The 20,820-nt window shown below is 45.1% G+C and carries 19 protein-coding genes and 1 pseudogene; 4 read left to right on the top strand and 16 right to left on the bottom strand.

All coding sequences use genetic code 11. The features are described 5' to 3' along the window. Positions 1-241 precede the first annotated feature (241 nt). From NDI34_RS23940 to NDI34_RS23970, 7 genes are all read right to left on the bottom strand, one after another. A complete protein-coding gene (locus NDI34_RS23940) occupies positions 242-2,521 on the bottom strand; it encodes an ATP-binding protein (protein ID WP_348234044.1) in 2,280 nt (759 codons plus the stop codon). 246 nt (positions 2,522-2,767) lie between these two features. After that, positions 2,768-3,592, bottom strand: a complete 825-nt coding sequence (locus NDI34_RS23945) for a M90 family metallopeptidase (protein ID WP_348234045.1) — start codon at positions 3,590-3,592, stop codon at positions 2,768-2,770. Between the two features lie 177 nt (positions 3,593-3,769). After that, positions 3,770-5,074 carry an agenet domain-containing protein gene (locus tag NDI34_RS23950; RefSeq protein ID WP_348234046.1) on the bottom strand — a complete coding sequence of 435 codons (1,305 nt, stop codon included), beginning with the start codon at positions 5,072-5,074 and terminating at the stop codon, positions 3,770-3,772. Between the two features lie 335 nt (positions 5,075-5,409). Continuing rightward, positions 5,410-5,832, bottom strand: coding sequence for a Spy/CpxP family protein refolding chaperone (locus NDI34_RS23955; RefSeq protein WP_190689275.1), 423 nt, complete (start codon positions 5,830-5,832; stop codon positions 5,410-5,412). Between the two features lie 281 nt (positions 5,833-6,113). Then, positions 6,114-6,383, bottom strand: coding sequence for a hypothetical protein (locus tag NDI34_RS23960; RefSeq protein ID WP_190412439.1), 270 nt, complete (start codon positions 6,381-6,383; stop codon positions 6,114-6,116). Then, positions 6,380-6,598, bottom strand: coding sequence for a hypothetical protein (locus tag NDI34_RS23965; protein WP_348234047.1), 219 nt, complete (start codon positions 6,596-6,598; stop codon positions 6,380-6,382). The genes NDI34_RS23960 and NDI34_RS23965 overlap by 4 nt, the downstream gene beginning before the upstream one ends. 552 nt (positions 6,599-7,150) lie before the next feature. Then, positions 7,151-9,118 carry an AIPR family protein gene (locus tag NDI34_RS23970; RefSeq protein ID WP_190412441.1) on the bottom strand — a complete coding sequence of 656 codons (1,968 nt, stop codon included), beginning with the start codon at positions 9,116-9,118 and terminating at the stop codon, positions 7,151-7,153. A 218-nt stretch (positions 9,119-9,336) separates the two neighbouring features. Here NDI34_RS23970 and NDI34_RS23975 point away from each other — a divergent pair. Next, positions 9,337-9,523, top strand: a pseudogene (locus NDI34_RS23975) (threonine ammonia-lyase, biosynthetic); the annotation flags it as partial. 23 nt (positions 9,524-9,546) lie between these two features. On the opposite strand, the gene NDI34_RS23980 reads toward NDI34_RS23975, so the two are convergent. From NDI34_RS23980 to NDI34_RS23990, 3 genes are read right to left on the bottom strand one after another with little or no spacing between them, the layout of a single operon-like run. Then, a complete protein-coding gene (locus NDI34_RS23980; RefSeq protein ID WP_348234048.1) occupies positions 9,547-9,789 on the bottom strand; it encodes a hypothetical protein in 243 nt (80 codons plus the stop codon). A 44-nt stretch (positions 9,790-9,833) separates the two neighbouring features. Beyond that, positions 9,834-10,172 carry a type II toxin-antitoxin system PemK/MazF family toxin gene (locus NDI34_RS23985; RefSeq protein WP_190412443.1) on the bottom strand — a complete coding sequence of 113 codons (339 nt, stop codon included), beginning with the start codon at positions 10,170-10,172 and terminating at the stop codon, positions 9,834-9,836. Beyond that, positions 10,169-10,393 carry a hypothetical protein gene (locus tag NDI34_RS23990; protein ID WP_348234049.1) on the bottom strand — a complete coding sequence of 75 codons (225 nt, stop codon included), beginning with the start codon at positions 10,391-10,393 and terminating at the stop codon, positions 10,169-10,171. Before NDI34_RS23990 ends, NDI34_RS23985 begins: the two co-directional genes overlap by 4 nt. A 100-nt stretch (positions 10,394-10,493) precedes the next feature. On the opposite strand from NDI34_RS23990, the gene ilvA reads away from it, so the two are divergent. Then, positions 10,494-12,065, top strand: coding sequence for a threonine ammonia-lyase, biosynthetic (gene ilvA / locus NDI34_RS23995; protein ID WP_348234057.1), 1,572 nt, complete (start codon positions 10,494-10,496; stop codon positions 12,063-12,065). Positions 12,066-12,193: 128 nt separating this feature from the next. On the opposite strand, the gene NDI34_RS24000 is transcribed toward ilvA, so the two are convergent. The 3 genes from NDI34_RS24000 to NDI34_RS24010 form a co-directional block, all read right to left on the bottom strand. Beyond that, complete coding sequence (locus NDI34_RS24000; RefSeq protein ID WP_348234050.1) at positions 12,194-13,303, bottom strand: vWA domain-containing protein; 1,110 nt, start codon at positions 13,301-13,303, stop codon at positions 12,194-12,196. A 333-nt stretch (positions 13,304-13,636) separates the two neighbouring features. Continuing rightward, positions 13,637-14,542, bottom strand: coding sequence for a type 1 glutamine amidotransferase domain-containing protein (locus NDI34_RS24005; protein WP_348234051.1), 906 nt, complete (start codon positions 14,540-14,542; stop codon positions 13,637-13,639). Positions 14,543-14,730: 188 nt separating this feature from the next. Then, positions 14,731-15,033 (bottom strand): hypothetical protein, encoded by a 303-nt coding sequence (locus tag NDI34_RS24010; RefSeq protein WP_190430140.1) that lies wholly within the window; start codon positions 15,031-15,033, stop codon positions 14,731-14,733. Positions 15,034-15,142: 109 nt separating this feature from the next. Between NDI34_RS24010 and NDI34_RS24015 the strand changes: the two genes are divergently transcribed. Continuing rightward, positions 15,143-16,366, top strand: a complete 1,224-nt coding sequence (locus NDI34_RS24015) for an ROK family transcriptional regulator (protein WP_348234052.1) — start codon at positions 15,143-15,145, stop codon at positions 16,364-16,366. Between the two features lie 192 nt (positions 16,367-16,558). Continuing rightward, a complete protein-coding gene (locus NDI34_RS24020; RefSeq protein ID WP_348234053.1) occupies positions 16,559-17,881 on the top strand; it encodes an amino acid permease in 1,323 nt (440 codons plus the stop codon). A gap of 295 nt (positions 17,882-18,176) precedes the next feature. Here the strand turns inward: NDI34_RS24020 and NDI34_RS24025 are convergent, their stop codons facing one another. The 3 genes from NDI34_RS24025 to NDI34_RS24035 all read right to left on the bottom strand — a co-directional run bounded on the left by NDI34_RS24025 (position 18,177) and on the right by NDI34_RS24035 (position 20,524). After that, positions 18,177-19,082, bottom strand: coding sequence for an HNH endonuclease (locus NDI34_RS24025; protein ID WP_348234054.1), 906 nt, complete (start codon positions 19,080-19,082; stop codon positions 18,177-18,179). A gap of 498 nt (positions 19,083-19,580) precedes the next feature. Beyond that, positions 19,581-20,051 (bottom strand): cupin domain-containing protein, encoded by a 471-nt coding sequence (locus NDI34_RS24030; RefSeq protein ID WP_348234055.1) that lies wholly within the window; start codon positions 20,049-20,051, stop codon positions 19,581-19,583. 173 nt (positions 20,052-20,224) lie between these two features. Continuing rightward, positions 20,225-20,524, bottom strand: coding sequence for a hypothetical protein (locus tag NDI34_RS24035; RefSeq protein WP_348234056.1), 300 nt, complete (start codon positions 20,522-20,524; stop codon positions 20,225-20,227). Between the last annotated feature and the right edge of the window lie 296 nt (positions 20,525-20,820).

Consider the following 20,820-nt stretch of genomic DNA (forward strand, 5'->3'; position numbering starts at 1 on the left):
GTAAGTCTGGATACGGCATAGCACTTCTGAGGCTTCGATACGGTTTCACTCTAATTGTGCCGCCTGCGATTACAAACTGGCACACTATCTTCCGATTCGTGCAGGAGGTCTATTGTCTAAATTTTAGTATAGGCGCTCGCATCGGCTAGATCGTTGTTGGAAAGCTTGCGATCGCATTCGCATTTACTCATATGTTATACCGCTCAGCTTGCTCAGTCCGCCTCGCATCCCCTGAATACCGTTAGATAGCAGCGCTGAGTTGTTGACGGATGGGAATCTGAATCACAAACTCGGTTCCCTCACCAGGAGTGGAGAAGCATTCCAATTTACCGCCATGCTTTTCTGTGACAATTTGATAGCTGATGGACATCCCCATCCCCGTTCCTTTCCCAACCGGCTTAGTTGTGAAGAAGGGATTGAATATCCGTTGCTGAATGTCTTTGGGAATACCAACGCCATTATCCGCGATCGCGATTTGCACCCATTGCGAATCAATCACTGAAGTGGAGATAGTGATTTGATCGGGATGGTCTTTTTTCTCCTGATACGTGCAATTGGCTTTGGTTTCTTCGAGTGCATCAATCGCGTTTACCACGATATTCATTAAGACTTGGTTGAGTTGTCCAGGATAACACTCCACAAGGGGCAACTTTCCATAGTCTCTAATCACTGCGATTACTGGGCGGTCTGGTTTGGGTTTCAGGCGATGTTGCAAGATCAGCAGCGTACTTTCAATTCCTTCATGGATATCTACTTCCTTCATGTCCGCTTCATCCAATCGAGAGAACGTCCTTAACGATTTAACAATTTCTCGAATCCGTTCAGTCCCTAGTTTCATGGATGAGAGCAACTTCAACATATCTTGGTTGAGAAACTCTAAATCCATCTCATCAATTTTGGCTTCAATTGCAGGTGTGGGAAGGGGATATTCTTGCTGGTAAAGCTGCACTAACTCTAGAAGATTCTGAGCATATTCATCGACAAAAGTGACATTGCCATGAATAAAGTTGACCGGATTGTTAATTTCATGAGCTACTCCAGCCACCAATTGTCCCAAACTGGACATTTTTTCGGTCTGGATCACTTGTGCTTGAGTGCGCCGTAAATCAACCAGGGTTTGTGAGAGTTCTGCTGTCCTGACTTCGACTCGATTTTCCAATTCGGCGTTCGTCTGCGCCAGTTCGTTAAAGGAATCTTGTAACTGAGAAGCCATGTGATTGAAGGACTGTGCCACGGCATCTAGTTCTTTGATGTTGGTCGTTTCAACGGTTTGGTCTAACTGTCCAGTCGCGATCGCTTCCGATGCTTGGCTCAACTTTAAGATCGGACGAGTAATCCAGCGTGATGTATAGATTCCTAAAATCGTTGCCGCTGCCAACGCTCCCAGACACAGGAGGATAGTTGTGCGAGTGTTGGCGTTAATTTGAGAAGTGAAATCAGATTCCGGCACGGTGACAACCACCAGCCAGTCCAAGCCAAAGCGATCGCGCCAGGGCGTGACTTGAATAAACTGACGCTGCCCGTTGAAAGTCACCTCAAGTTCTTGAGTATTTTGAAAGGTTGTGAAATTATTAAATTGTTTTTTTAATTTTTCTGCTACAGCGCGAATCAACGGATCTGGGGTTTCTAGCGCACTCAGGCGTTTTGTCTCACCATTGACTTTGTGTACTACTGGTTTAGTGCTGGAACTGCCTATCAGCAAGCCATCGCGTTCCATGATAAACACTTGTCCAGAAGGGCTAACTTTCAGGTTGCGAAGAAATTCACTCACATTCGTTAGCAGCAAATCTACCATCAAAAGGCTGCGTAGCTTGCCCTTCTGGTCATAAATGGGATATCTAGCAGGAACTGCAACATAGTAATTAAGACCAATGTCAGAAGTGCCGCTGTGGCTTTTTATTGCCTTACCTGCTTCAGTAATCTGTACCGTGTTCTCAAATGCGTATGTGTAGATACCAGCCCAGGCTGGCTTACCTGCTTTAATGATGTCTTTCACTCCTGGTGGTAAAAAAGGATCGGCCTGATAACTCTGCAAAAGGCTTTTCCGGTTGCCCCGTTGATCGGCGATGTAATCCGATGCCACACCGTTTCCAGGGAGATTTTCAAAAACCAGGAGATTCACGCCATTTACCCAACGCCCAGCGCCTGATTCGGCACCATTCGGTAGAGCATAGCCAATGTAGCTGATTGTTTCAAATGCTCTAGCTTGACTCCAGAAATACTGTTCGCTAGCTTTAGGGTCATTCAGATTCAATCGTCCAGAAGCGATCGCATCTGCATTGACTTGGTTTAATTGCTGTGGCAGCGCCAGATATGTATCCAAGTGTTCATCAACCTGTTGACTCGCTTTGTCAATCAGTTGATTGGCTAGGTCATTGACTGCTTTCTGCCCGTTTCTAAATGACAGATAGCCGACTAACCCTACCGCTGCAAATATTTGTAATACAAAGGGAACGATAAGAATCAGACGCAAGGGAAACTGGTGCGTAGACTTAGCAGGACGAGCTGTTTTGATATTCAAGGGGGTCGCTCAGCAGAAGGTTTCAAGGAAGTACACAAAAGTATGGAATCTTACCTTATAGTTCCCGAATCTACTTTAGAAACATCATTTGAGCTTAAGTTTCAGTAGAAAGGCTTAAATGAGAGCGATCGCAGCTTAAGCCTTTGGGAGAATTGCGTGGTTTCGTTGCTGTCTGCGATTAAGCAGCCTCGCTTGCGATCGGTGTAGTTGGGCGATCGCGCTAACCTTCGATGAAATTAAAACTATTTAAACCCATTGCACTGGATCTAGTTTATAGTAGCGTTGCAGTTGATCATAAAGTGCTGGATGCTGCTTCAGCAATTGGCGGGGTTTTTCAAAAAAAGTCTCTGTTGCTACAGCAAAAAATTCGGCAGGATTCGTTGCACCATAACTATTCATTACGGTTTTTACGCCTCGTTGAATATCATTGCAGAGTTGTTGATATTCTTCTGTCATCACCTTTGCCCAAAGGTCATAGTCTGAATCTCGCTGCAAAATAGGAACACCCTCAGCTTTACCATCTTCTTGATCTAACTGATGGGCAAATTCATGAAGCACCACGTTATGTCCATCCCGCCAATTGTAGGTGTCTTGCTTCACCTGTTCCCAAGACAGTACCAGTTGGTCATTTGTCCACGATTCCCCCAATCTGGCTACACGTCTTTCTTCAACAATATAATTCCCGGTGTAAGCGGTTTCATTAACAAGATATGTGCTAGGGTAAACCAGAATCGAACGAAGTTTAGGAAAGTAGGTTTCTCGCTCGTTGAGTAGGAGTAAGCAGGCGACAGCCGCAATAATCACCTTCATTTCTTCCGTTACCGCTAATCCTCCACAACCAATAAATTGTTTTTCTGATAAAAACACTTGAATGTGTCCCTGAAGCCGTTTTCGTTCAGCGGGAGAAAGAAAAAGGTAAACAGGAAGATTATTCTCAACAATCGCATTCCATAAGGGTAAAAAAGGACGTTGTTGCAGGCGGTTCCGTCGCCGTTTAACTAGGACAGGATTGACTAAAATCCCAGTGATAATCAGTCCAACGATCAGAAAAACAATAATTGTTTCAACCATTGACTTTTAAGACTTTTATGCTTTCTGATTCACAGATAAGCTTGTGGATGAAATATCTCTGAATTACATTATAGGATTACGCCTTTGTTGCCTGCCTGAAAAAAAGAGAGATCGCTCTAATGGTGGACGACTGACCATGAGAGCGATCGCTGATTTGACTCCTTGCTCATTCAGAAGTTAGCAAATCTCGTCCAGATCGACCCACTTGTCATAGGATGAATCGTAACCAATGTAATGAATAAAGTATTGCTGGCCTTGGATCTTCTCAATCGTTGCAGAATACCAATCTTCTTCTTCATCATCCCAACCTTTTACCTTTTGACCCACCGTATATCCGTTGTCATCGGATGAGCCACTATTGGGAATACGAATGTCATCTTCGTCAATCCACTCATCATGGGATGAACCGTAACCGATGTAATGAACAAAGTATTGGTTATCTTTAATTTTCTGAAGCGTTGCTTGATACCAATCTTCTTCCTCACTATCCCAGACTTCTACTGTTTGACCTACTGCATACTGATAGGTATCTGATATTACAGTTGAGGAAACATCTTGATGGAGTTTTGGCTCCTCTTCCGTAACTTCCTCTTTTACTAAAGTATGGGCCTTTAAAATTAAACTGCGAGCCACACTTTGAACCCCTGTATGCTCGTAGTAATTGGTGGTTTGATCCAAAAAAGCTGCGACAAAGTCTAAGTTATCATCAGCAATCTGGATAAAATTACCCAAACTATTAGAAATAGATTGCGGGGTGACGCCTGTCTTGGATACTAAATTCTGCATCCAGCCTTGCACAGAGTTGAAACCCTGAGTGAGAAAACCAAGTTTATCAGAGGGATTATTTCCTGGTAGAAAATTCTGGACGGCTAAAAAAACCGGATTTTGAGCTAATACGCCAGTATCAGCGCCATTAATCACTCCCTGAATTTTGCTGAGAAAGTCAGGACCCAATGGCAAAATTCCATCTATACAAACTAAAGCCATCATCCGCGTTAGGGATGCATCTTTATAGTTGTTAGCGAGAGAAGTAGCAAATTCTTGTGGATTCGGTTGGGGAATGCCATTCAGTTTACAGAAGGCGATAATTTCGATAGCGATTTTTAGAACAAGGTCAATACTTTGAGTTACGTCTGCTTTGGGAGTGATGTTGCCCAAAAAAGAGAGAAAGCTTATTTTTTCACTAACTTTATTGGCTAAAGCCGCCGCTGCCATCGCTGTATCTGCTTTATCAATTGTTTGATAAAGTTTGATTGCGGTCTGATAGCCTTGTTGAGGATCGTGATATAAAGCAACAGCGCGATCGCGGGTTTTTTGAATTACCTTGGCATCAGTTTCTCCAGTAATACTACGGATACTATTATCAAACCCTACTAAGTTATTCCACTGACTTGGCACTACATAATCAAGAGCCTTTAAAACTTTAACCGTAATATTATCAGTTGGTAGTTCATCAACCAACTGAATAATTGATTTTTCCATACGTTGCTTCCTTGAAAACTAAGGTTTTTCTTGAATTGTACTCGATAAAATTTTGAGCCTTGGATTTATTTATATTTCATAACTCTTTTGGATCAATTAACTTTTAGAGGCAAAGCAAGCCTATAATTAATAGCTATGAAAGAATATTTATAAAATTATTGTTCAATATTCTTGGAAATTGAAACAGATGTTTTGCTAGACCAAATACAGTCTGCGTTTGATGAAAACAAGAGGGCATGGGAAGTGATTATTCCCATGCCCCCTTGATGCTGTGTACTTGCTAGGTAAACTCCTTTCGAGCTACTTTTTCTTACAAAGCAATAGCAACGCCCCCGTTAGGACTGTGGTTGTTGACGGCGTTGACGCCATTGCTGGCGCAATTGCTCAAGTTGTTGTTTTTGCTCAGCAGTCAACACTGCTTCCATCTGGCTCTTGCTACTCTGGCGAACCGCTTGGAGTCTTGTTTTCTGGTCTTCCGTCAAGTTTAGATTCGGTCTTTGCCGTTGCTCTTTAGCAAGGCGCATTTGTTCCTTTTGCTCTGCGGTGAAAATAGCATCCATTTGCTGCCGGGTAGACTCTTTAATTTGCTGCATTTGTGCTTTTTGAGCATCAGTCAAATTCAGCTGGTCATACTTCATTCCTGCGCCACCACGACCAGGACCTGCAAAGGCAACATTGGTGAAAGCGGGAATCATTGGGGAAGCGGCAAGCATCAACGCGATCGCTCCTGGCAAGAAGAACAAAGGTTTCATCTTCATAACTGTGCAAATTCCGGGTTGTTAGTGTTGTAGCAACAACGCATTTGATTGTTGTATTACCTTAGACCGGGCAAGAGTAAAGATGGTTCAGTCTTGGTTAAAAATCATTGTCTCCTCTCCTATTCGCCCCATCTCTCAGATGCATTGCCTATAGCCTTTACTAAGCAAGGGAATAAGCGGTTGAGAGATTCACTGAATTGTTCGCTTATGAAATGCGATCGCGTAGCGTACCAAAGGCGATCGCATTTTGTATATACAGCCAAAACTAATGTGAGCGATCGCTATAACTGGGAGAGCAACTTGTCGTAGTCTGTATGTGTACCAATCCAAAACCACACAATACCATTCTCGTTTCTCACGCCGACAGCACGATAACTTTTACTAACACGAGCAGAATAGATAGGAAGGGTAGGATGGACTTGCTTGAAGCGAAGACTAGGATGCCAAGGATCTTGCTTGAACTGCCGATATGCGTCGCGTGCTTGTTGCTGAACCTGCTGAGGAATAGTGGCAAATGCTTTGCGAAACTGAGATGTTGTTCTAGATTTCACAGGGTTTTTGGATCTAACTCTTGGGTTTTGCCTGCCCGATCTTCAGCTAATGCCTCTGCTGCAAGTTTGGCAAGCATATCCTGAGACTGTGAAAACGCTCTATCCCAACAAGCTTCATCTTCAAGCTCTTCAAGGATAAATGCTGCGATTGCATCTTGTTCGGTTTCAGGAAGCTGCATGACTCTTGCGATCGCCTGTTCAAGTAGCTTGCTCATGGTGGTTGCATTGTTGCAGAAAATACTCTGTAATCATTGTACTGTTCTGTTCTAATCCAAGAGCCTGAAACTCACTTACAACCGAACTTGACGAGGCAATGTAATCTTGGTCGTTCCACAGATAACCTGGCGGTAACTTGACACGGTTGCAACTGTGATCGCACTTCTACATACAGCCAAAACCAACCTCCACGAGCGATCGCTTTCTTCATTCCTGCTTGCGATCGCGCTTATATAGCTTCAAGATGAGGATTGTGCCTAGTTACGCCTCAACTTTGCTTCCAGTTTCCATTGCTATACGCGGGATGGTGCTTACGCGAGAGATTGGGGTGTGGATAGTCCGATTGAATGGAATTGTTGTGTTGCTAGTGAATAATGGGATGTTGGGTTTCCTTGCGTTTTCTCAACTTACTAGCGCGTCTAGTCTAATTTAGTGGATACAGCAATTATCGAAATTCTGTCAAAAGGCACTTTTATGGATTTTTCTAACCCAGCATTTTAGCTTAGACGGGCTACTACGGCGAAGCGTGATCGCACGTGGCTTTGGCAGATTTAAATCTCCCTACTGGAGTCCACCATTAAGACTTTACCATCAGCGTCATACACAACCCCATCTTTTTGATGATATCGTCGGCCACTGTCTACAAGTTGACGGATCGCCTGACTCACTTTGTAAGGCTTACAACCTAGATGAGTAGCAATCTCAGCGTGAACACCAGGTTTCCAAGGCTGTTCAGGAAGAACTGCGTCTACAGCCTTGAGAAACTCTTCAGGTAAAGTTTTTCCTTTTGGTGGAAGATTATCATCAATTGTACGTCGCCCAACAACTTGAGGAAGAGCTATGCCATAAGTACTCGCAGCAGTTTGGCAACATTTCCTGACAAGCTCAGGACTCCGGAAATCTTTAGACTTTGGTTTCTCGCTGCGTTGGCTTTGAATCAATGCCCATGTTTCTTCAATCAACTCAGGAATAAGGGCTTTAACATCTAGTTGGATAAGATTCTGTGATGTGAATGTAAAGGTCTGAAAGATCCGGGACACCGACACTAAAGCAACCAAGCTTCTCCACTTTGCTAGAAAACGTTCTTCATCTGGACGAACTCGCTCTAGTCCCTCTTCAGTTCGCTTGATCACCTCAACGATGGAGACCCAAGCCTGTAAAGGTATAGAGTCTGAAAATACTTGTACATAAGTCTCGTCGCTTCGCATGAAACGTGCTCGAAGCCGTGCGGCCTTTGCAGGGTTTTTCATAAGCAAAGCAACCATTCCACTTGCAAGATACATTGGTGTCACAAACCTAGTCGATGGTTTTCCAATGTTGCGGTAGTAGTTTTTACGCCGTTCGTAAAACCATCCATGTCGCTCAAGTATCTCTTCGATGTCACGCTGAATTTTATCTGTTGCACGCAAAGAGGCAAGTTCAACAGGGGTTTGGTTATTTGTTGCACGGATAATACGATCTCGAACAGTTGCGTCAGAGGATACAAGAACTTTAACAAGAAGAGAGCGGTTATACGATTGAGAGCCAAGCGTTTGAAAGTGTTTATAGACACTCTCTGTAGTTTGGAGTCCATTGACAATCTGAATATCTTCAATATGAAGTTCTTTCCCATCTATAAATGCATGACTAGCAAGCATTGTAACGCCGTTATTAAGCCACCAGAAATCAGGTGCGGTAGGATCTGCAAGCGAAATTAATATATCCTCATTTACACCAGTTGATCCCAAGTAGTCTCGCACATTAGAGTCGAATAAATAGCGCCGGATAGCTCCGCTCTCATCAGTAACAAAGCGGCAATAATCTTCTATTTGTGTAAGCAAAACGTAACTAGCACGCTCTAGTGAAAGAATTTCTAGAAAGCGAAGTGACAGAGAAAACGATTTTATGCGACGATAAAGTGAGATAAGTTCCGCAGCACCTAGAAAGTCGAACTGAGCTTTACATGCACTAAATAAAGTTTTTGTAAGAGCAACAATCTGTTCGGATCTAGCACGAACGTTTTCTGCAACAGCATTAGAGTCTCCCCGCGAAACATAGGCAAAGCGTATAGTGAAGCTTGGATTAACTGCTGAGAGACGCCGATAAGCTTGATGAAGACGTTTTCGTGCATCTAACAGTTCATCAGAGTAGGCACCACAAAGGTTATCAAGCTCTATGCCTAAATCGAACAGTTCCTGAATGCTAGCAAGAAGCGCATTTAGAGGTGCTTGTTGAAATGTCTCATGAGATTTACAGGTAATAACGTACACAAGAATCTCGGCATTTCGCCTGGGCCAAACAAAGTCTTCTATTTCTAACAATAAATTGCCATTCACAAAGATAAAGAAGCCATCGACGCCACCATCGTCGCGACCATCAACCCAGCCAAAGTCAATTTCGTCAAAGGAGAGATCAAAGTCCTTAAGAGTCTGCTCAAAAGCAAAAAACTCAAATACTTCATCACGCCTGCAAGAGGGATAGCCTTCAGAGAGCCGTTGGTCTATTATTCCGTCAAGAAGAATGACATCGTTCTTCGCCATAGAGCTATACTACTTTGCTAAAGTGTTGCAATACTAGAGCTGGACAAAGGATTTTAACCTCGTTATATCTATCAAAACTTTAGCAATTTCGTATGTACGCTGACTATTTACATACAGTCCGCAGTTTAGCAAAGCGATCGCATCCTCACTTCCACACCTCAAAGCCACGAGTAAAGTAAAGTTGTCTTCCATCCGCCATCTGCCACCCCCTTCACCCCATGCTTTGCGACTACCTGGTACAAATCCTGACGGCTCGTGTCTGATGTCGTCCAAGAAACGCCCCTAGAATACGCCCCAAACCTCTCCGCACGACTGAATAAAAAACTTCTGCTGAAGCGGTAAGATATGCAGTCAGTCTTTTCCTTCAAGCTGCGGGGTGCTTACAACAAGATGGTGCAACTGCCGACTGCTAAAGCGATCGCCTACAGTTAGACTGTCTTACTACTACTTGCTTGAGGCATCGCTTCAATGAGTGCCCGAAGCACCTTATTTACTGACTCCGGTGTTGAGAAAACTTCGGCAACATCCTCATCCAAAACAACGACTGTTAGCTTTGGCTTTCCACTTCGATTTGTAAAGCGGTTAGGCTTTGCTTTTTTGTAATGGAAGCGGTACTCTGACAAAAGCTCATCTTCAGAGTTTGAAGGTTGCTCAAAAAGCGTTTTGTTCATAATCTTCACGCTTCCTGCAAGTGGCGAGACGGGCACTAGGGTTCTTAATTGTCCAATTCTGCAAGAGCCACCTTTACACAATCCCGAACACCTTGCCAATCACGTTCTGATAACTGCCCAATGCAAACCAAGTTGGCAGAGGGAGGCAACGTTACAATGAAACTCCGAAAAACAGACGCAACCCTTAAACCTGCTGCTTGCCAATCCTGAAGCACGTAATCGGTTATGCCTAATGCAGTTGTCTGAGTCGTAATCAGCCCGACAATTACATCAGGGCGATTTGCATGATAGGTTGCCGAGGACAACACGACAGCAGGACGACGTTTAACACCTGTGACACCAGGAAAATCAACGGTGACAACATCACCTGGATTAAAGCTCACTCAGTGAACTCCTCGCTCTCAGGGTCGTCCGTTGCAGCATATTGTAAGGAAAAGGTAACTAGATCGAGTTGATCTTGCTCTGTCCATGTATCACTTTGATCAACAACATCAGCATTGTGCTGTACTAGATCATTGAGAATCAGTGTTGCCAAGCGTAACCGCTCTGTTGGTGACAAAGTGCGAATAACCTGGGTATAAATTTCTTGGATGGTGGTTGGCATAAGAAATCCTCCTGCCCCTCATCCTATATTTAAATCTATGGTTGTGTTCCCACCCTCACTTCCACACCACAGAATCACCAGTGAAGTAAAATTGTCTTCCATCCGCCATCTGCCACCCCCTCACGCCATGCTTTGCGACTACCTGGTACAAATCCTGACGGCTCGTGTCTACGATGTCGCCCAAGAAACACCCCTAGAATACGCCCCAAACCTCTCCGCACGACTGAATAACAAACTCCTGCTCAAACGGGAGGATATGCAATCAGTGTTTTCCTTCAAGCTGCGGGGTGCTTACAACAAGATGGCGCACCTGTCGCCGGATATGCTGGCGCAGGGTGTTATTGCTGCATCCGCCGGGAACCATGCCCAAGGAGTCGCCCTGGCTGCGCGTCAGCTTGGAACGCGATCGCTTATCGTCATGCCAGTCACCACGCCGCAAGTGAAGGTGGATGCCGTCAAAGCGCGTGGGGGAGAAGTTGTATTGCATGGCGATACCTACGACGATGCTTATGCTTTTGCCCGTCAGATGGAAGCGGAAAAAGGCTTAACCTTTATTCACCCCTTTGACGATCCTCATGTGATTGCCGGACAGGGGACAATTGGGATGGAAATTCTGCGGCAATGTCAGCAACCCATTCATGCTATTTTTGTGGCGATTGGCGGTGGTGGATTAATCGCTGGTATTGCGGCGTATGTAAAACGGTTGCGTCCCGATATTAAGATTATTGGCGTTGAACCCGTTGATGCCGATGCCATGTCTCAATCCCTGAAAGCCGGGAAACGGGTGCGTTTGTCGAATGTGGGTTTATTTGCCGATGGAGTTGCAGTGCGGGAAGTCGGGGAAGAAACCTTCCGTCTGTGCCAAGAGTACGTCGATGAAATCATTCTGGTGGGTACAGATGACACTTGTGCTGCAATTAAAGACGTGTTTGAGGATACGCGATCGATTTTAGAACCCGCGGGTGCATTAGCGATCGCAGGTGCGAAAGCCTACGCCGAACGGGAGCAAATCGAAGGACAAACGCTAGTTGCTGTTGCCTGCGGTGCTAACATGAACTTCGATCGCCTCCGGTTTGTCGCAGAACGAGCAGAGTTTGGCGAACGCCGGGAAGCCATTTATGCCGTCACAATTCCCGAACAACCGGGCAGTCTCCGCAAGTTTTGCGAATGTCTTGGCAGACGCAATCTTACTGAGTTTAGCTATCGCATTGCTGATGAAAAAGAAGCCCAGATTTTTGTCGGCGTGCAAATTCAAAACCGTGCCGATGCTGCAAAGATGGCAGAAAGTTTTGAAGCTTGCGGGTTCAAAACCCTTGACTTAACCGATGACGAGCTGACCAAATTGCACTTACGTCACATGGTTGGCGGACGTTCTCCCCTCGCTTGCGATGAATTGCTTTATCGCTTCGAGTTTCCCGAACGTCCCGGCGCATTAATGAAGTTCGTCGGTTCTATGAGTCCCAACTGGAATATTAGTATGTTCCACTATCGCAACAATGGCGCAGACTACGGGCGAATTGTCGTAGGGATGCAAGTGCCTCCCCGCGAGATGGAAGAGTGGCAAGCATTCCTCGATACCCTCGGTTATCGCTATTGGGATGAAAGCCAGAATCCCGCCTACAAGCTGTTTTTGGGACAGGAAAATTGTATCCCGCTCTCGCCCTATCGCTAATACACCTAATACACAATAGGGCTTACGCACCAACCCGTTACGGTTGCATCTTTGTTTCCTTTTCGGCTTCTGCGTAAGTCCTGAATATCTCAAACCAAGTTTGAATTAACTCTAGAGTAGCCCAGGAATTATTGAAGCTTAAATCCTTTAGCTGCTAATTGCTTGCGGAGACTTTGAATAATTACAGAATCAAGGGTATTTTTGCTACTACTAGCACTAACCTGGCGCTGTTTTTCAACATATTCGCTACGTTTTTGATATAAGTCGCGAATCGTTTTTTGAATTGTCTCCCTTTCGGCCTTCTTCGCTGCTACATATTCTTGCTTTTGAGCTAAAGTCATCCCTTGCATAGCTTTCGGCAAAGCATTATTCGGTAATTTCTCAAGGCTAACGATTCCCTTATCGAGAGCATCAATCAAATCCCAAGAAGCATTGTTGTAATAGGCAGAAGCTTTGGAGTTACCGCGCATAGCCAAATTCATGCCGGAGTTACTATCTTCAATCGTCTGACGCTGTTGTCCAACTTCTCCTTCTGCACCATAGGGAATGTAAGTTTGATTGAGCTTATCATTCCAAGTAGCAATTTGCTCATCGTAAGGAGACTTAATAAATTCAGTTTTTTCGTCTTGATTAATATTGAAGTGGCTACCTTGTGCTAAATTAGCTCCTGAAGCCCAAAGTTGTCGCTCCCGATCTTCTGATAAACCACAGTAGATAGTATTCACTAAAGTATTTCCCTTAGCAGCGAGATCGACTGCTTCACGCCAAACGATCGGGCCTTGATCGAATGATTCATTACCTGCAATAAAAATAACTCGAAAATCTGCTTTATCTTTACTCCAATTTAATTCTTTTACGGCTGAGCGGATTACCCAGCCAGCATATTCTTGACCGCCGTTGGTTTGGATACTAAATAGCTTTTCTGAAACTAAATCTAATTCTGGAGTAAATCCAGTTAAAAGTCTGACAAAACCTTCTTCTGAGGGTAAATTATCATTTCCATAATGGTATAAAGCAACTTCTAATTCTGGGACTTCGCCATCTTTGGTTACTTTAGTTAAAGAGTTGACAATTTGCCAAAGTTGGGTACGAGTTTGGTCTATGAGTCCATCCATACTATTACTAGAATCTAAAAGGATGGCGATCTGAATCTTAGCTTTAGCAAATGCTTTGGTGGGAAAACATAGAATGCTCAAGGTTAGAGCTGTAGCGAATAAAATCCGAGTTATTTTCTGCATATATTTTTTAATTGCTGGATAAAAGAGTATTTTCTGTTAATCTCAGCTAAATTTAGCCGATTGATATCTCTGTTGCAAAAAATGTAACAACAAGTACACGCAAAATCTAGCGATCAAACCTTTCTGGAAAGTTAAAGCGCTGAGTAGCGATTAGGGACATCAACCACAAGCAACGTCAACCGTTATTGGACATCACGACCAAAGGCAAGAATGGCTGCTCGGATCTTAAAACGAACAGCCATTATGCTCCTGTGAGATGAGGGTTACAGACAAAGACGATTGCGGAACGGTTGGGGTGCAAGAGACAAACGTCAGTGTCTTGGCAAATTTACATTAAGCCTTTCCCAAAAAATGCTTTCTGACCCAGATGGGGATAACTCGCGCCTCGTCGAGCGCTTCGACGAACTCTTGGGCGATCGCGCGATCCGAGGCAAGATTCTGACCGGAGATCAGCTCTCTGTCCTGCACAACAAAGCTTTGGTCGCTCGAACCATGCTCAACCCGACCGCCAGCGCTGGCTAGCGCATCGGCGACATAGAATGGCACCTGACCGTCGAGGATCTCCCGTTCAATCGGATATTCTTCTTCGTTCGAGAAGCTGGTCATGCGGTAGCCAGCATATTGCCAACCCGCAGCCGCCGCCTTCGCCGCCTCTCGATCGCCATCTACGAGAGCCTTCCGGTAGGCGGTGGTGTCCGGCAAAGCGGCTAGCATTGCCACTGAGCCGTGGGACAAGAAGGCGCTTGGCTTCGACGTTTTATGGAAGTAGCGCAGTATCTGTCCGAGATCCGGATCTTGCATTAAGTCATTCATCGGTGCATAACCACCGGGAACGTAGACACCGATGAAGCGATCCAATCCCTCTGACAACACTGCTTTTAATGTCTTCGGGTTCTGCATACTAGGGTAGGTGTCAACGAATGCGATCGCGTGTTGTAGCGCTTCGGGATCGTTGTCGAAGCGGGAGTCGTTGGCATGAGCAAGAATGACGGGTTTTTTGCCATCGGGTGTGGCAATGACCACCTCGTAGCCAGCTTCAATGAACTGCTGGACTGGCACGGTAAGGTCTTCTAGGGAGTACCCTGTGGGAACGACGCGATAATTTTTCAGTTGCAGTGTGTTCGTGCTAGAAGCCACCAGTAGCACGCGACCTAGGCTTTTTGCCGAGGAGGGTTGCTCCGGTAGGCTGGTGAGAGCTTTTGAGAACAGAGAGGTCATCATATTCTTTGTGGAGTTCATGGATATTTCCTTCATCAATGGGTTTGTCGAGTGCTGCACAGGTTGAAATCTAGAACCCCTATCCTGCTTGCGCGGGAAGTTACACAGGGGTTAGCACAGTGCAATTGGGGTTGAGATGATGGGGTAATAACCTTGACACAGCAAAATTGAGTTTTCATGTTCTCAAGAACATCGCTTACCGTATGGGCTTAGTCGCTGATGTTCCAGAGATTCGGTTGCGATCTGCGATAATGTCGTTCATCCAGCCAAATCGTCAATTCTTGCCTGTCGTCAAAGCGGATAGTGCGATCGCTTGCCGGATCGCAAACTCGCCAGTATTTGTTGCCAGCGCGATCGCTTTTTTGCTGGATTCGCGGTTCGCCAGCCGGTGTGTACCAGTCATTGACAAAAGCCTGCCACATCCCCTGTAGCTTTAAGCTGACTAACTTACTCACTTGGAGAGAGAGTTGTTCAAGCTGGTTGTAATTCCGTTTTTGTTGGAAGGTTCGCATAACTGAGACCGATTAACTTCAATAATTTCATCTTAGATTGTTTGTTTAACGAACAAACTAACTCATGATAGTTTGTCATTACAACAAACAACAGGGCAGATAGTTTCTTATGAAGACAAATGCCAACCAGAAAAAACTCACGACTGATGCCAGCCTGCTCAAGCAAATCAACTTCGCTCGGATTCTCAGTTTGCTACGCTATCACCCGCGCCTCAGCCGCGCCGAGATTGCACGCAGAACGGGCTTAACTCGTTCAACCGTTACCGTGATTACGGCAGAACTGATTGCAACTGGACTCCTGCGAGAAGGAAAGGAAACTGCATCTGGAAAAGAAGGCGGGCGTCCTGGGGTGGAGTTAGAACTCGATCCAGAGGGAGCCTTTTTTATCGGAGTTGCCCTTGGGGATGAAAATATCCGCGTCATTGAACTCAACCTGGCAGCACAAGTGACTCGTCGAGTAGAAGCATCCATGACCGCAGACACCGAGCCAGCAACCGTTACCCAGCAATTAGTCGAGTTGATTCAACAAGTTTGGCAGGCAAATCCAGACGGCGAAGCAAAATATCGGGGAATTGGCATCACGGTTCCAGGCTCTTTAAATCGGGAAGGAATTATCCTTCGTGCCCCTAGATTGCATTGGCAGAATGTGGACTTGCGACCTTATTTGAATCCTCATCTGGATGTGCCGTTGTTTATCGAGAATGATGCGAATGCAGGTGCGCTTGTCGAGACGTATTTGAGTGGCTCGATGCTCAGCCATAGCTTGCTCTACCTGTTTCTGGGTGTCGGGGTGGGGGCGGGAATGGTACTGAATAATCGTTTGTTACGGGGGGCGGGAGGCACTGCGAGCGAAGTTCGCGAACTGATGATTGACCCGCATAGTTCTCAGACATCCGTAGGGGGGCGTGCAGGGACGCTAGAAGCTTTATGCAGCAAGGTTGGGCTATTGAGTGCCTATCATCAACAAAGTGGAGAGACGATCGACCTGAATACGCTACTGTCTCGGTTGGAACAAGCGGATGCGATCGCGCAAGCGGTTGTGAAACAGTGGGGAATGTATCTGAGTTGGGGTGTACGAGGGTTAGTGGGTGTACTCAACCCGGAACGGATTGTCTTTGGAGGATCGCTGGCGGTGCTGGTGCCCTACGTGCAAGAGCAATTGGATGAGATGTTGCAAAATTGTCTGCCCGATAGAAGCGGATATGGCTTTGACAGTGCAGCTCGATTCCGGTTAGAGATTTCCCAATTTGGAGAAGATTCGGCGGCGATTGGTGGTGCAGTACTGGTTTATGAATCATTATTTCAGATGCCGGATCTGCTGCTGCTGCACTAATTATTCTGGATGAAGCTGCTAGCCAAGCCATTCTCGATCGCCTAAATGGGGTGAAACAGTCCTTATTTGCAAGCCTTGTTTAATAGTGGCTTGTGTCTTAGCAATTTGCGATCGCGCTTCCACCTCCTACCCCCTATACTGACGAGCAGAAAGATTGCAAGATTGGGTAAATACAAGGATAAGAAAAATTTTATGGAACCGAATGCAGAAGCGGATTCACTCAAGCGAGTGTTTGGATTGCCGACGCTGGTGATTTATGGGGTTGGGGATATTCTCGGTGCCGGAATATATGCAGTGGTTGGAAAAATTGCCGGACTTTCCGGCTCTTTGGTTTGGGTTTCTTTCCTGGTATCCATGACTGTTGCGGCACTCACTGCATTAAGTTATGCAGAACTCGGTAATCGAGTTCCCCAAAGCGGAGGAGTCGCTAGTTTCATCCACAGAGCATTTCGCCGGGATTGGCTCTCAATCTTGGTAGGCTGGTTGATGTTTTGTACCTGTCTTGTTTCAATGGCGACGCTCTCAAAAGCGTTTGCAGGCTATCTCAATGCTTTTGCTCCAGCGATTCCAGATTGGTTGATTATCCTGGCGCTATTTGCGGGTCTTGCATTTGTCAATTTTAGGGGGATGCAGGAGTCCTCAGCCTTAAATATTTTTTGCACGTCTCTTGAAGTTTCAGGTCTTCTGATTGTTATCTTTGTCGCCACCGTTTTCCTCATCGGGAACCCAGCAGGCGCAGCGAATCCGGTTCCCATTCCCGTCCCCAACGCACCACCGATTGGTTGGATAGCCGTGGTTCAGGGAGCAGCACTCGCCTTCTACGCCTTCATTGGGTTTGAGGATATTGTCAATGTTTCCGAGGAAGTGAAAGATCCCCAGCGCAATGTTCCCAGAGCAATTCTGCTTTCCCTGGGGATTGCCGGTATCATTTATGTTCTCGTTTCCTGGCTTGCCGTTCAGGTAATCAGTTCGGCGGAACTTGCCGCCTCGAAAGCTCCTCTTCTCGAAGTCGTTCAGCGATCGCAGCCAAATTTTCCAGCAGTCATCTTTTCACTGATTGCGCTGTTCGCCGTTCTCAATACTGCTTTGCTGAATTTTGTCACGGCATCGCGGCTGCTTTACGGAATGTCGCGGGAAGGACTGCTTCCAGCTTGGTTAGGAAAATTACATCCACGCCGCGCAACTCCTTACCGAACGCTGGTTGTCATTCTCCCGCTCGTGATTTTTCTCGCGCTTTCAGGTACACTTCAATTCCTAGCCGGAACAACTGCAACCTTGATTCTGGCAATGTTCTCTCTCGTCAACCTCTCACTGCTAGTCATTAAACGGCAAGAACCCCGAACCACTGGGTTTCAGGTTCCTGCTGCGATTCCGGCTTTAGCACTAATTTCCAACTTAGTTCTGATTGCCTTTGCCTCTCGTGAAAGTCACATTTTGGCGTTAGTGTTTACAGGTTTAGGCATTCTCATCATTTTAATTCGCAATGCTCTTAGCAGGAGATTACCAAGCTCCTAACTTTATCTGCGATACAGCTTGATCGCATTCAGTTGAAGGATAGAATGCGATCGCGAAATTAGATTTCAAACTGTGAATCTAGCAGTCACACTTTACTCTTTAAGTCTTGGTCATACCTGCAATCTCTATAAGTTCCAATTAGAACCTCTAATGATTAGCTTTTATTTGATTACAACTTGTAGTTTATGTCGCATACATAGCTGTCTAACGGTTCAAATCAGCGACGGTAGATAACCCTGAACTCAGCACCATCAGATATCAACTGCCCGCTGCATTTGAATTGTTATGTGACCTTTTAGGATGAAATGATCGCTTTTAACTCTTCAACCGTCAAAGCAGGTCTCTTTCGGTGTATCATCCTGTGGCAATTTGCACAAAGCACTCTAACATCTTTAATACTTGTTTTAATCTCTTCATCCCACTCACATTCAGAACGTTCAGAAAGTGGATTTAGATGATGACATTCGATGTAACCGAATCCAAGTTCCCCATATTTTTTTTGATAATTGAAACCGCAAACCTGACAAGTGTATCCATAAAGGGCTTTTGCACTTTTTACCAAGTTGGGATTTCGACTAAAAAAACTGCGCTCTGCAGACGTTCGGCTTCCTTCAGCATATTCTTCTTTATATTTGGAAGTCCTACTACTTTCCTGCTCTTGATACTTGTCGCTTTTAAGAATAAGGCTGCTTAAATAACCTTCTACTCCGTTAACCTGTTCAAGTCTGTCGCTGCGTACTCTATAGACATTGCCACTTGGTCTGAATTTTGAGTCATAGCCAACATGACTCTTAAAAACTTGCCATGTCAAAGAAATTAATTCAGTATCAAAGAAAAAAATATATGGAAATTTGGCTTCCCCCCACAATGCTATAGATAGCTCGTGCATCTGATGCTTTTGGAAAACTTTTACTATCCCTAAGGCTGGTATTTCTCCAGCGCCACCTGTAGTTTTGATTAGGAGCATAGCGTCACCTACCTTTAAAGTTTTAATGACACTGTTTGCTCCTGATGGTACTCCCCAGCAATTAAAGCGACCAGAGGGAAATTTACTTTGTAATTCTTCTAAAAGTGCAGCTTTATACTGCTCATTATTGGGAACACTCTGTCCAACAAGTGAGATGGGAACCTGACTGAACACAGTTTTGGGAAAGTCTCTTGTTGCACCTTTCAAGCCTACATCGTGAAAGAAAAGTTCCATAGGTTCTACTCAACTTTTCTGATATGTATTCTTCCCTAGAACTTATGCCACATAACTATGTATTTAACGTCAGATCTGCTGTATAACACCTTTGCCTTTCAAGATTATCCATCAGATTTGCTGGATAATACCCTAGTTTTAAGGGATAAAACAGAAACTTTGCAGCTTAAGTTTGGGATCTTGGGCGTTATTCGTCATTTTTGCTAGATACCACCCCTTATATTAGTCTTATCCAACATTAACCTATGTCGCAACCTACCACGCCGATGCGGCTTTGCCGTTAGCTGGAGGCCGAGCCTTCGCGGAGTATGCCAAGGCGGAGCATGAACGAGTGCGATCGTCCTTTGCTGTAAGCCAGGTTGAACTTATCACATTCTTACTTGTGAATCAGTAGGTAACGTGAAACCAAACATAACTCGATCGAGCGATCGCATTCAGTTGAAAGATAGAATGCGATCGCGAAACGTTCTGGTGCAGCATGGTTGTTAGGCAGTGCTATTAATATGCGCGACCATCTTTGTGCGTTAAAGCCCATTCGCCATTCGGCAATTGTGTTGCTTTGAGATCGTCATTTGGGAATTCCACCTCATCTCCCTCAGTGCGATCGCCAATTTCAAGATAGGTTACATTTTCCTGGGATCGGTTAATCAGTTGATGGGCGATACCTGTGCCTGCCTGAAATCCATAGCAGTCACCGGGATGCAAAACGAATTCCTCTTCGCCGAGTACCAGCGTTGGGTTGCCCTCCAATACCAGGATAAATTCTTCTTGCTTTGAGTGGCTGTGAGCAAGAGCAGAAATTGCGCCGGGTGAGAGATGGGTCAAATTAACTCCAAAATGAGTCAACCCAAAATACTCACCCAGTTTTCGCTTTTGTCGTCCCTGAACAAGGGAAGCATAAGGTTCTGGGTATATTGTCTTACCGCTCGGTGCTGAAATCGATTCAGATGAAATTGGCGATTGTTTCATAACTCACCCTTCCTTGTTAGGTTAATGGCGTAACAAGCCAAAGCTTGCTTTACTTTTCCCGTATCGTCAAACCATAGCACTTCAGTTACTATGCCCCGATGCCCTCGGTAATAAAGCGTGATGCTATCTACACAATGCTCATTTATCCACCCGTTATTTCTCTCGGCTTGCTATTAGATACCCCACGTATTATCCCAGCTATAGCACTCTTGAATCAGTTGATGTACCGCAGCATCTGCGGTTGAAAATGTACCGCAATTAGTTCTTTTTGTTCCAGATGCCGCATGACCCACATCTTGATACAACACAAACTGACCGTTCTTAGAGTGAATAGACAGCGCGATCGCAACGCCATTTGTATACTGTTTCCACAAGCTAACAAATGAAGCTCCTTGTGGTATCAGATTTACATCTTCGACATCACAAATCCATTGCCGTTGTTGCAATTCTGTCCACCTATGTTCCTCTATCATTACATTCCATGCTCTTATCGTATTTGAGTTGTACTATTGCCTAAACAAACACTAATTGAGCCAAAACTCTACTAGACACGGATTCTAAACCACGACCTACAAGAACGAACGGGCGATCGCATTAAGTTGAAGGATACAATGCGATCGCGAAATCAACACATCTGCACTTAGAGCTTCTTAAAGTACAGCAGATTGCAGGTATATAGAGTACATTGAGGTCAGTGCATGAACAGGTAGAATGAAACCTTACTCCATCGACTTTCGAGAAAAAGTAGTCAAAGCATACGAACAAGAAA

It is taken from the genome of Trichocoleus sp. DQ-U1 (genome assembly GCF_039961925.1).
In the GTDB taxonomy this organism is placed as follows: Bacteria; Cyanobacteriota; Cyanobacteriia; order Cyanobacteriales; family FACHB-T130; genus FACHB-T130.